Genomic DNA, 11,673 nt, shown 5'->3' on the forward strand with positions numbered 1-11,673 from the left:
GAACGATAGACAGCGCTTTCAGTTTTTCGTTACAATAGACGTGCCGATATTAAAGGGGACTAAGGGGGAAACGAAATGAATATCCATGAGTATCAGGCGAAAGAATTGCTTCGTGCGTTCGGAGTGGCCGTACCTACGGGCTATCCGGCGTTTAGTGTTGAAGAAGCAGTTACAGCCGCTGCCAAGCTAGACGGTGAACTAAAAGTTGTCAAAGCCCAGATTCACGCAGGGGGCCGCGGGAAAGCCGGCGGTGTCAAACTTGCGAAGACGGATGAGGAAGTCAAACAGTATGCGTCAGAGATTCTCGGCAAGACGCTCGTCACGCACCAGACTGGACCTGAAGGGAAAGTCGTGCAACGCCTTTACATCGAAGAAGGATCTGCGATTGATCAAGAATTTTACTTAGGACTTGTGCTTGACCGTTCGATCGGCCGAATTGTCATCATGGGTTCATCAGAAGGCGGTATGGACATCGAAGAAGTCGCTGAACATACGCCAGAAAAGATTCATAAAGAGGTCGTCGACCCGGTCGTCGGACTCCGTCCGTTCCAAGCGCGCCGTCTTGCCTTCAAGATGGAAGTGCCGACCAAGCTCGTCAACAAGTTCAGTGACATGGTCATGAAACTGTACAAAGTGTATGTCGAGACGGATTGTACGATCGCAGAGATCAACCCGCTCGTCACGACGAAAGACGGAAACGTCATCGCCCTCGATGCGAAGCTCAACTTCGACAGCAACGCGCTTTATCGTCATAAAGACATCGTCGACCTGCGCGACACGACAGAAGAAGATCCGCGTGAAGTCGAGGCGTCAAAACACGACCTCAGCTATATCGCGCTCGACGGCAACATCGGTTGCCTCGTTAACGGTGCCGGCCTGGCCATGGCGACGATGGATATCATCAAGCATTATGGCGCCGAACCCGCTAACTTCCTCGATGTAGGCGGCGGTGCAACGAAAGAAAAAGTAACGGAAGCGTTCAAATTGATTTTGTCAGATGACCAAGTCAAAGGAATCTTCGTTAACATCTTTGGTGGCATCATGAAGTGTGACATCATTGCTGAAGGTATCGTCGCGGCGACGAAAGAAATCGGTCTCGATTTGCCACTCGTCGTCCGTTTAGAAGGTACGAACGTGGATGCGGGACGACGCATTCTCGATGAATCTGGACTTGCGATCACTTCGGCGAGCTCGATGGCTGACGGTGCAGAAAAAATCGCGGCACTCGTTCGATAAGGGGGAAACGACATGAGTATTTGGGCGAATCAAGATACAAAAGTGATCATTCAAGGGATCACGGGGAAACAAGGTCTGTTCCACGGCGAACAGATGCTGGCATATAACACGAAATTGGTCGGAGGGGTGACACCTGGTAAAGGTGGCACGACCGTCCTTGACGGCGTACCGGTCTTTAACACGGTATCCGAGGCAGTCGAAGCGACTGGCGCGAACGCGTCAATCATCTACGTGCCACCTGCGTTCGCAGCCGATTCGATTATGGAAGCGGCCGATAGCGGCATCGAGTTGATCATCTGTATCACAGAAGGTATCCCGGTCATCGACATGATTCAAGTGAAGCGTTACCTCGAGGACAAGCCGGCCCGTCTCATCGGACCGAACTGCCCGGGAATCATCACGCCAGGGGAAGCAAAACTTGGCATCATGCCAGGCTATATCCATACGAAAGGCCACGTCGGTATCGTCTCGCGTTCAGGGACGCTCACGTACGAGGCGGTCCATCAGTTGACGACGGCCGGAATCGGACAATCGACAGCTGTCGGAATCGGGGGAGACCCGGTCAACGGCACGAACTTCATCGACACGCTCCAAGCGTTCAATGAAGACGAGGACACGAAAGCGGTCATCATGATCGGTGAAATCGGTGGGACGGCTGAAGAAGAGGCTGCTGAATGGGTGAAGGCGAACATGACGAAGCCAGTCATCGGCTTCATCGGCGGTCAAACCGCTCCTGAAGGGAAACGGATGGGCCATGCGGGCGCCATCATCTCAGGCGGAAAAGGAACGGCCGCCGAGAAAATCAAGACGTTGAATGCCAACGGGATCGAAGTCGCCGAGACGCCTGCCGTCATCGGAGAGACGCTCATCCGGGTGTTGAAGCAAGAAGGATTGTATGAAGCTTGCGTGACGGGTCAACCGACCACGTAAACCATTCGGAAATGAGGGATGCGCGCCATCCCTCATTTTTTTAGAGGTGATTGTGATGAATCAAACAATCGCTCGATTCGCGGCTGAACGGCTGCCGGTCGAGTTCGTCCATCATTACTTATCGCATCCGGGTTCGAGCACTCGTCCCTTCCATCCGAACGTCTGGAACAAAGCAAAACGGGCGCTTCGTTCAACGGTCACGTACGACCGTTTTTTGACGTGGGAAGACGACGCGTTCCCGCGCGCGTTGCTCGACATACCGAACCCGCCGTATTGTTTGTTTTACCGAGGCGATTTAGAGGTACTACAACAACAAACGACCGCTTTGGTCGGAAGCCGTGAATTGAATCGCATCAGCCATCGTCTCGTCGAGCATTTCTACCCTTTAATAGAAGAAACTGTCTCGGTATCGGGCGGTGCGCTCGGCATCGATGGTCTCGTCCATGAGTTGGCACTCCAGCATAACCGTCCGACAATCGCTGTCCTCGGAGCGGGCTTTTCACACATGTATCCTCAAGCGCATGCGCCGCTGTTCGAACGAATTTCGAGACACGGGTTACTCCTCACCGAATACCCACCGGAAACACCTGTCAAAAAATTTCAATTTTTAGAACGTAATCGTCTCGTCAGCGGACTCGGCGATCAGCTCGTCGTCATTCAGGCCCGTCAGAAGAGCGGGACGATGAATACGGTCGGACATGCGCTCGAGCAAGGAAAGACGGTGTTTGCGGTACCTGGAAGCCCGCTTGATCCGCTCGCGGCAGGTCCGAATCGATTGATTGAGGACGGGGCGATTCCATTGACGACTTCCGACCAAATTCTAATGCGTTCAAGGATTGGACGTTGACAAACGAGCGACAACATGAATATTATGGTAGGGATTTAAAACGACCTCTAAAAGGGGAGCAGATGTATGGCAAAATATTTGGTGATCGTCGAATCACCGGCGAAAGCAAAGACAATTAAACGTTATTTAGGATCGAATTACACGGTCAAAGCGTCAATGGGTCACGTCATCGATTTACCGAAAAGTCAACTCGGTGTCGACGTGGAACATGACTTTGAACCGAAGTACATTACGATTCGTGGAAAAGGCCCAGTTTTGAAAGAATTGAAGACGGCAGCCAAAAAAGCGACGAAAATCTTTCTCGCGGCTGACCCGGATCGCGAAGGGGAAGCGATCGCCTGGCATCTAGCGCGTGCCCTCGGTGTCGACGAAACGACAGAATGTCGGGTCGTCTTTAACGAGATCACGAAAGATGCGATCAAGGAGTCATTCAAGCACCCACGTAAAATCAATCACGATCTCGTCGACGCCCAACAAGCGCGGCGAATTTTGGATCGTCTCGTCGGATACGGGATGAGCCCATTATTATGGAAGAAAGTCAAAAAAGGCTTATCGGCCGGACGTGTCCAATCAGTGGCCGTCAAAATGATCATCGACCGGGAGCGGGAGATCAACGCCTTCGACCCAGAAGAGTATTGGACGATCAAACTCATGCTCAACCATGAAGGCGAATTGTTCGAGACATCGTTTTATGGGAAAGACGGGAAGAAACTGGAGCTCAAGAGCGAGGCAGACGCCGACGCGGTGCTCAACGCGATCGACGACTCGTTCAAAGTCATCGATGTCACGAAGAAAGAGCGGAAGCGGAACGCCTCGCTCCCGTTTACGACAAGTTCGCTCCAACAGGATGCGGCCCGTAAGCTCAACTTCCGTGCCAAGAAAACGATGATGCTCGCGCAACAGCTTTACGAAGGGATCGACCTCGGTAAGAAAGAAGGTACCGTCGGTTTGATCACGTATATGCGTACCGATTCGACACGGATCTCAGATTTGGCGAAAGAAGAAGCGAAATCGTATATCGAGTCCACGTTCGGTGAAGAGTATGTCGCATTGCAGAAACAAAAAGAGAAGAAGGCGGCAAACGCCCAGGATGCCCACGAAGCGATTCGTCCGACATCGGCGTTACGTGACCCGGCCTCGGTCAAAGCATACCTGTCACGCGACCAGCTCCGACTGTACAAGTTGATTTGGGAACGTCTCGTGGCGAGCCAAATGGCGCCGGCCATCCTCGACACGGTAAAAATCGACGTCGAATCGAACGGCATGATTTTCCGTGCCAACGGGTCGACCGTCAAATTCCCAGGTTTCATGAAAGTGTATATCGAATCGAAAGATGATGATATCGAAGATACGAATCCAGAAAAAGAAGGGTTGCTCCCACCGCTCGAAGTCGACGACCTCGTCAAGTTCGACACGATCGAGCCGAAACAGCACTTCACCCAACCGCCGCCGCGTTATAGCGAGGCACGGCTCGTGCGGGCGATGGAAGAGCTCGGGATTGGTCGTCCGTCGACATATGCACCGACGCTCGACACGATTCAAAAACGCGGCTACGTCGTCCTCGAAGAGAAGAAGTTCGTCCCGACGGAGCTCGGTGAACTTGTCATCGAGATGATTGACGAGTATTTCAACGATTTCATCACCGTACAGTTCACGGCCGACATGGAGACGCTCCTCGACTCGATCGAGAACGAGGAAGTCCAATGGACCGACGTCGTTGCCCCAATCTATCGCAGTTTCGAGAAACGCTTGAAACGGGCCGAGGCCGAGATCGAGAAGATCGAAGTGAAAGATGAACCGGCTGGCATCGACTGTGAAGTATGCGGTGCGCCGATGGTCATCAAAATGGGCCGCTACGGTAAATTTATGGCGTGCTCGAACTTCCCGAACTGTACGAACACGAAACCGGTACAAGTCGAGATCGGCGTCCCATGTCCGAGCTGCAAAGACGGACAAGTCGTCGAACGACGCAGTAAAAAAGGTCGTCTATTCTACGGCTGCTCGAACTATCCAGACTGTGAGTTCGTCTCATGGGACAAACCGGTCGCGAAACCGTGTCCGGAATGTGGTAAGATGATGGTCGAGAAAAAAATCAAAGACGGCGTGAAATATCAATGTACGAACTGTACCCATGCCGAGGTACATCAGTTAGAGGAGGATTAACTTTGCAGCAACGTGTAACTGTGATCGGAGCGGGCCTCGCCGGCTCCGAGGCGGCTTGGCAACTCGCGAAGCGCGGGATTCAAGTCGATTTGTATGAAATGAGACCGGTGCGAAAGACGCCGGCACACCATACGGACCAATTCGCGGAATTGGTCTGCTCGAACTCGCTCCGGGCGAACGGGCTCCAAAATGCGGTCGGTGTCTTGAAGGAAGAGATGCGTACGCTCGACTCGCTCATCTTGAAAGCGGCGGATACGGCGAGCGTACCGGCCGGCGGCGCTCTCGCCGTCGACCGTCACGACTTCGCAGGATTCGTGACCGACACGTTGAAAAACCATCCGAACGTGACCGTGCACAACGAAGAGATCACGGCGATTCCGGACGGGATCGTCATCATGGCGACCGGGCCGCTCACATCGCCTGACCTTTCGGCTTCGCTCAAAGCGTTCACTGGTGAAGACTATTTGTACTTCTACGACGCAGCCGCTCCAATCTTGGACGGCGAGACGATCGACCGGGACAAGGTTTACTTGAAGTCACGTTACGATAAGGGCGAAGCGGCCTACCTCAACTGTCCGATGACGGAAGAGGAGTTCGACTTGTTCTATGACGAACTCGTCAAAGCCGAAGTCGTCCCGCTCAAAGAGTTCGAGAAAGAGATTTACTTCGAAGGCTGCATGCCGTTTGAAGTACTCGCCCAACGCGGCAAGAAGACGCTCTTATTCGGACCGATGAAGCCGGTCGGCCTCGAAGATCCGAAGACGGGCAAACGTCCGCATGCGGTCGTGCAATTGCGGCAAGATAACTCGGCCGGGACGCTCTTCAACTTGGTCGGTTTCCAGACGCACCTGAAGTGGGGAGAACAGAAACGAATCATTCAATTGATTCCAGGTCTTGAGAACGCCGAGATCGTGCGTTACGGTGTCATGCACCGGAACACGTTCATCAACTCACCGAGCCTCTTGAAACCGACGTATCAGGCCCGCACACGCGACACGTTGTTCTTTGCCGGCCAGATGACCGGTGTCGAAGGGTATGTCGAGTCGGCGGCCTCCGGTCTCCTCGCCGGGATCAACGCGGCGAAGCTGATCGCTGGGGAAGAGCTCGTCGTTCTCCCGCGTGAGACGATGCTCGGTTCGATGGCGCACTACATCACGACAACGGACGGGAAACACTTCCAACCGATGAACGCGAACTTCGGTCTCGTGCCGTCGCTTGAAGACGCTCCGAAGAAGATGAAGAAACAAGAACGTTACGAGCGCTACGCGAACCGTGCCCTCGAAACGATTCAACAGTATAAAGAGATTTAAGGGAAAGGAGCCATTTTTTGGCTCCTTTTTGATGAATCTAAATTTCAATTGTGTAATTTGTACAACACTTTGAAAATTTTCAGATTATTGAAGAGGTATCTATTGTCACCTCTGACTGTGTATGCTATGCTAATTTCGATTTGACGGGAACATGCGTTTTTAAGCTGAAAACGAGGAGGCGAGAGGATGAGATTCGTTGACGATCAACAATCGTTTTTGCGCTATTGCCAAGTCGAACGCCGACTGTCTCCTCATACAAAACGCTCTTACGAGCAGACGCTCGACCAGTACGCCGTTTATTGCCAATCGACACATCAAGATCCTTATGATGTGCAGTCGGCGCGGCGTTATTTATATGCTCTTTATGAGGCAGACACCGCCACGACGACGGTCGCCCAAAAAGTATCGTGTCTCAAACAATTCGGGAAATTTGTGGCACGTGAAACGGGCGGTGAACCGTTGTTTCATGGTTTGACGTCACCGAAACGGCGAAAGTCGCTACCGACGTTCGCCGTGCCGAGCGAGGTCGAACAGCTTTTGAAGGCAGCCGAAGGGCAAGACGACCCATTCCTACGGGCACGTGATGTCGCGATCGTCGAGATGTTGTACGGGACAGGCATGCGTGTCGCCGAGTTGTGCGGCATGGACGTGTCGTCCTACGATGCGGGCCTCGCGTTCGTCCATGTCGTCGGGAAAGGGAAGAAAGAACGTTACATCCCAATCGGGCAGTTCGCCATCGAGGCGCTCGACCGTTACGTAGACATGCGGCAAACGTGCACGACGACTCAGGAAACGGCATTATTTCTCAGTCAAAAAGGGAATCGGGTGACAACGGACCAAATTCGCTACGTCATGAAGCGACTCCGGAAGCTAGGAGGCCTTCACAAGCCGTTGACGCCACACTCACTCCGTCACAGTTTTGCGACGGACCTGCTCGAGCGCGGGGCGGACCTTCGCGCCGTCCAGGAACTGCTCGGACACGAGTCGCTCTCCACGACCGGACGTTATACCCACGTCTCGACCGAGCGTCTGCGAGCGGTCTATCAAGCTACACATCCGAGAAAGTAGGAGGTCATCAGATGTTTCATGCAACCACGATTTTCGCGGTCCGCCATAACGGACACGGCGCGATGAGCGGAGACGGACAAGTCACGTTCGGGAACGCCGTCATCATGAAAAACAAGGCCAAAAAAGTACGACGTCTTTATGGCGGCAAAGTCGTCGCCGGATTCGCCGGCAGCGTCGCCGACGCGTTCACCCTTTTCGAAAAGTTTGAATCGAAACTTGAGATGTATAACGGAAACTTGCCGCGTGCGGCCGTCGAGCTGGCCAAGGAGTGGCGTGGGGATAAGATGCTCCGCCAACTTGAGGCGTTGTTGATCGTCATGGACAGCGATCACTTATTGCTCGTGTCTGGGAACGGGGAAGTGATTGAACCGGACGACGGCATCTTGGCCATCGGTTCGGGCGGGAACTACGCCCTCGCCGCCGGACGTGCCCTCGTGCGGCATTCGCCGGAGAAAACAGCAGAAGACATAGCCCGTGCCGCTCTCGAGATTGCAGGGGAGCTGTGCGTCTACACGAACGACCAAGTCATCGTAGAAACGATCGGAGGCGATTCTGAATGAAACGTGAACTGACACCCCGCCAAATCGTAGCGGAGTTAGACCGCTTCGTCATCGGACAGAAAGATGCGAAGCGCGCGGTCGCGATCGCGCTCCGCAATCGCTATCGGCGTCAAAAACTGAGCGCCGACTTGCGCGATGAAGTGACACCGAAGAATATCTTGATGATCGGACCGACCGGTGTCGGGAAAACGGAAATCGCGCGACGGTTGGCCAAACTCGTCGGCGCACCGTTCGTCAAAGTCGAAGCGACGAAGTTCACGGAAGTCGGTTATGTCGGCCGTGACGTCGAGTCGATGGTCCGGGACCTCGTCGAAGATTCGGTCCGTCTCGTGAAGGAAGAGAAGAAAGAGGGCGTGAAAGAACAAGCCGAGGTCGCAGCGACCGAACGCATCCTCGACGCCCTGCAAGGGAAAGCCAAGGTCGAGCCGACCGCATCCAATCCGTTTGAGGCGCTGTTCGGGGGTCAAGGTCAAAAGACCGAGGAACCGACGAGCACACAGTCGTCCGATCGCGCGCAACTGCGCCGCTTGCTTGAACTTGGTGAGCTCGAAGAACGGTTGATTGAGGTCAACCTCGAAGAAAAACAGACCGTCGACTTGTTCCAAGGACAAGGCATGGAAGGGTTATCGAATCTCCAAGACATGCTCGGTCAAATCGTGCCGAAAAAACGGAAAAAGCGCAAACTGCCAGTCCGTGAAGCACGACCGCTCATCGTCGCTGAAGAAGCGGAGAACTTGCTCGACATGAACGAGGTTCATGACGAGGCCGTCCGCCGCAGTGAACAGATGGGCATCATCTTCGTCGATGAGATCGACAAGATTGCGACGAAGTCGCAAGAGCACGCCGGTGTCTCGCGGGAAGGGGTCCAACGTGACATCCTCCCAATCGTCGAAGGGTCGACCGTCGTGACGAAGTATGGCCCGGTCAAGACGGACCACGTGCTGTTTATCGCCGCTGGCGCATTCCATATGGCCAAACCGTCCGATTTGATTCCTGAACTTCAAGGTCGGTTCCCGATTCGCGTCGAATTGGGCAGCTTGACCGAAGAAGACTTCGTCAAGATCTTGACCGAGCCGTCCCAAGCACTCATCAAGCAGTACACCGCTCTTCTCGAGTCTGAGGAGATCAGTGTCGAGTTCACGCATTCGGCCATCGAAGAGATCGCTCGTATCGCCACGCACGTCAACCGAGAGACGGACGACATCGGGGCCCGCCGCTTGTACACGATCATGGAGCGCGTGCTTGAGGACTTGTCGTTCGAGGCGGCCGATATGCCGCAGACACACGTTCAAATCACACCGGCTTATGTGAAAGAAAAAGTCGGATCGATCGCGGAAGATCGAGACTTGAGCCAATTTATACTATAAGATTCTGTATGCACATACAGGGAGGAAAATAAGAATTATGAACTTACTAGACAAAACACGCCAATTGAACACGATGCTTCAACAAGAGGCAAGCGCACACGTTGATTTTAAAGAAATGGCGGACAAAATGCGCGAAGTACTCGAAGCGAATACGTTCATCGTGAGCCGTCGCGGCCGCTTGCTCGGTTTCGCGATCAAACAACAGATCGAGAACGAACGGATGAAGGCGTTTTTAGTCGACCGCCAATTCCCGGAGCCTTATGCCTCGAACTTGTTCAACGTGAAAGAGACGACAGAAAACATCGGCATCGACAGTGAATATACAGCCTTCCCGGTTGAGAACCGTGAACTGTTCCTCGACTCGATGACGACGATCGTCCCAATCATCGGAGGCGGCGAACGTCTCGGGACACTCGTACTCGGTCGTCTCAACAATGAGTTCACGGAAGACGACCTCGTCTTGGCAGAATATAGCGCGACGGTCGTCGGAATGGAAATCCTGCGTGAGAAAGCGGCTGAAGCCGAGGCGTCGGCCCGTAAGAAGGCGGTCGTTCAAATGGCGATCAACTCGCTCTCTTATTCAGAGCTCGAAGCAATCGAACATATCTTCGAGGAGCTCGGTGGAAACGAAGGGCTGTTAGTTGCTTCCAAAATTGCCGATAGAGTGGGAATCACACGTTCGGTCATCGTCAATGCGCTCCGCAAATTGGAAAGCGCAGGCGTCATCGAATCACGTTCGCTTGGTATGAAAGGAACGTATATTAAGATACTAAATGACAACTTCTTGTTCGAATTACAAAAGTTGAAATCGAATTGAAATAAAGACAATTCAGTATATGAATTATAGGAAAGTCTATTGAATTAGGACTTTCGACTTATAAAGTCGCTTCCGATACGTCGGGGGCGACTTTTTTTAGTGCAAAAGTAATTATTTTCAGAATTCGTCGTAAATTCGACAAAAACAGAAGATAGCATTTACCTGTTTTAACAAAAATATCTTTCAACACTGTTACAGATTTGTTTCAATGTAATAGTAGATTTTCCAAATAAGGTATATACATGCATTCTTTTGGTGAAAGTGAGTGAAACGCATGAATTGGATCGGCACCGACTATCAATTAATGAAGCAAGCGATCAATCATTCGGTCGTAAATCAGAAGGTCATCAGCCATAACCTGTCAAATATCGATACCCCGAACTTCCGGGCGAAACAAGCCGTGTTCGAACAGACGTTGAACAACGAGATGCGTCTCAAATTGGCGGGTGGACGTCCGAGCGAGCGAGCGGCAACGACAATCACGGACCGGGCCGGAGGAGCGATGCGAAGTGACGGGAACAACGTCGACCTCGACTATGAAATGAGCGAGTTGGCTCGGAACCAACTTCAATACGAAGCGATGATGGAACAATTGAACCGCCGGCTCGGCGGACTCAAGACCGTCATTAGAGGAGGACGTTAACGATGGGGATGTTTGATAGTTTTCATATCTCGGCGACGGCATTGACGTCACAGCGGCTTCGGATGGACACGGTATCCGCAAACATCGCGAACGCCCAGACGACACGAGGCAAACTCGTCGACGGAGAGTGGCAACCGTATACGCGGAAAATGACCGTCTTGCAGGAAGCACCGTTTCGACAACAGTTGTCCGCCGTCAGCGGCGGCGTCGAAGTATCACAAATCGTGGAAGATGAAAGCCCGTACAAGCTCGTCTATGACCCGAGCCATCCAGATTCGGATGACCGCGGCTACGTTCAAATGCCGAACGTCGACTTGTTGAAAGAAATGGTCGATTTGATGGGGGCCACCCGGTCATACGAGGCAAACATTGCTGCAATGAACGCCACGAAAGCGATGCTCGTCAAAGCGATGGAAATCGGTAAAGGATAAGGAGTGACAAACGATGCAAATTAACCCGATACAGTTGATCGGTACACAACCGACCGTCACGCCGACGGTAAAAGAGACACCGTCTCAGTTCGGTACGTATTTGAACGAGGCGATGCGCTCGTTGAACGATGTCCAACAAGCGACGAGTTCAGCCCGGGCCGACCTTGCTGTCGGCAAAGCAGATTTACATCAAGTCATGATTCAAAGTGAAGAGTCGTCGATTGCGATGCAACTCGCCATTGAGGTGCGAAACAAAGCGGTCGAGGCCTATCAAGAAATGATGCGAATGCAAGTTTAATGT

Annotated in this window: 12 protein-coding genes; all 12 read left to right on the top strand. The window is 52.8% G+C overall.

The genetic code is table 11. From position 1 onward, the window contains the following. Positions 1–75: 75 nt before the first annotated feature. The 12 genes from sucC to fliE all read left to right on the top strand — a co-directional run bounded on the left by sucC (position 76) and on the right by fliE (position 11,670). Complete coding sequence (gene sucC, locus AC13H5_RS06205) at positions 76–1,236, top strand: ADP-forming succinate--CoA ligase subunit beta (protein WP_214797030.1); 1,161 nt, start codon at positions 76–78, stop codon at positions 1,234–1,236. 12 nt (positions 1,237–1,248) lie between these two features. Further along, entirely contained in the window at positions 1,249–2,166 is a 918-nt protein-coding gene (sucD, locus tag AC13H5_RS06210; protein ID WP_034777173.1) for a succinate--CoA ligase subunit alpha, read from the top strand. Positions 2,167–2,221: 55 nt separating this feature from the next. Beyond that, positions 2,222–3,013 (top strand): DNA-processing protein DprA, encoded by a 792-nt coding sequence (gene dprA, locus AC13H5_RS06215; protein WP_214707451.1) that lies wholly within the window; start codon positions 2,222–2,224, stop codon positions 3,011–3,013. A 66-nt stretch (positions 3,014–3,079) separates the two neighbouring features. Then, positions 3,080–5,176 carry a type I DNA topoisomerase gene (gene topA / locus AC13H5_RS06220; protein ID WP_034777177.1) on the top strand — a complete coding sequence of 699 codons (2,097 nt, stop codon included), beginning with the start codon at positions 3,080–3,082 and terminating at the stop codon, positions 5,174–5,176. Next, complete coding sequence (gene trmFO, locus AC13H5_RS06225; RefSeq protein ID WP_052090098.1) at positions 5,128–6,486, top strand: FADH(2)-oxidizing methylenetetrahydrofolate--tRNA-(uracil(54)-C(5))-methyltransferase TrmFO; 1,359 nt, start codon at positions 5,128–5,130, stop codon at positions 6,484–6,486. Before topA ends, trmFO begins: the two co-directional genes overlap by 49 nt. Before the next feature lie 186 nt (positions 6,487–6,672). Continuing rightward, a complete protein-coding gene (locus tag AC13H5_RS06230) occupies positions 6,673–7,554 on the top strand; it encodes a tyrosine-type recombinase/integrase (protein WP_483546473.1) in 882 nt (293 codons plus the stop codon). A gap of 11 nt (positions 7,555–7,565) precedes the next feature. Next, complete coding sequence (gene hslV / locus AC13H5_RS06235; protein ID WP_214752711.1) at positions 7,566–8,114, top strand: ATP-dependent protease subunit HslV; 549 nt, start codon at positions 7,566–7,568, stop codon at positions 8,112–8,114. Further along, a complete protein-coding gene (gene hslU, locus AC13H5_RS06240) occupies positions 8,111–9,481 on the top strand; it encodes an ATP-dependent protease ATPase subunit HslU (RefSeq protein WP_483546474.1) in 1,371 nt (456 codons plus the stop codon). Before hslV ends, hslU begins: the two co-directional genes overlap by 4 nt. Positions 9,482–9,518: 37 nt before the next feature. Further along, positions 9,519–10,298: a GTP-sensing pleiotropic transcriptional regulator CodY gene (gene codY / locus AC13H5_RS06245; RefSeq protein ID WP_016508279.1), complete on the top strand. Its 780-nt coding sequence runs from the start codon at positions 9,519–9,521 to the stop codon at positions 10,296–10,298. Positions 10,299–10,572: 274 nt separating this feature from the next. Continuing rightward, a complete protein-coding gene (gene flgB, locus AC13H5_RS06250; protein ID WP_034777185.1) occupies positions 10,573–10,941 on the top strand; it encodes a flagellar basal body rod protein FlgB in 369 nt (122 codons plus the stop codon). 2 nt (positions 10,942–10,943) lie between these two features. Beyond that, positions 10,944–11,372: a flagellar basal body rod protein FlgC gene (gene flgC / locus AC13H5_RS06255; RefSeq protein ID WP_034777187.1), complete on the top strand. Its 429-nt coding sequence runs from the start codon at positions 10,944–10,946 to the stop codon at positions 11,370–11,372. Between the two features lie 13 nt (positions 11,373–11,385). Further along, positions 11,386–11,670, top strand: coding sequence for a flagellar hook-basal body complex protein FliE (fliE, locus tag AC13H5_RS06260; protein WP_034777189.1), 285 nt, complete (start codon positions 11,386–11,388; stop codon positions 11,668–11,670). Positions 11,671–11,673: the final 3 nt, after the last annotated feature.

The organism is Exiguobacterium sp. FD-YE-25-4, from assembly GCF_057004685.1.

Excerpts from the sequence above, each read along its gene's own strand:
- trmFO (WP_052090098.1), top strand. The coding sequence starts at position 5,128 with ATGTACGAACTGTACCCATGCCGAGGTACATCAGTTAGAGGAGGATTA.
- codY (WP_016508279.1), top strand. The coding sequence starts at position 9,519 with ATGAACTTACTAGACAAAACACGCCAATTGAACACGATGCTTCAACAA.
- topA (WP_034777177.1), top strand. The coding sequence starts at position 3,080 with ATGGCAAAATATTTGGTGATCGTCGAATCACCGGCGAAAGCAAAGACA.
- hslU (WP_483546474.1), top strand. The coding sequence starts at position 8,111 with ATGAAACGTGAACTGACACCCCGCCAAATCGTAGCGGAGTTAGACCGC.
- sucD (WP_034777173.1), top strand. The coding sequence starts at position 1,249 with ATGAGTATTTGGGCGAATCAAGATACAAAAGTGATCATTCAAGGGATC.
- flgC (WP_034777187.1), top strand. The coding sequence starts at position 10,944 with ATGGGGATGTTTGATAGTTTTCATATCTCGGCGACGGCATTGACGTCA.
- fliE (WP_034777189.1), top strand. The coding sequence starts at position 11,386 with ATGCAAATTAACCCGATACAGTTGATCGGTACACAACCGACCGTCACG.
- flgB (WP_034777185.1), top strand. The coding sequence starts at position 10,573 with ATGAATTGGATCGGCACCGACTATCAATTAATGAAGCAAGCGATCAAT.
- AC13H5_RS06230 (WP_483546473.1), top strand. The coding sequence starts at position 6,673 with ATGAGATTCGTTGACGATCAACAATCGTTTTTGCGCTATTGCCAAGTC.
- sucC (WP_214797030.1), top strand. The coding sequence starts at position 76 with ATGAATATCCATGAGTATCAGGCGAAAGAATTGCTTCGTGCGTTCGGA.
- hslV (WP_214752711.1), top strand. The coding sequence starts at position 7,566 with ATGTTTCATGCAACCACGATTTTCGCGGTCCGCCATAACGGACACGGC.
- dprA (WP_214707451.1), top strand. The coding sequence starts at position 2,222 with ATGAATCAAACAATCGCTCGATTCGCGGCTGAACGGCTGCCGGTCGAG.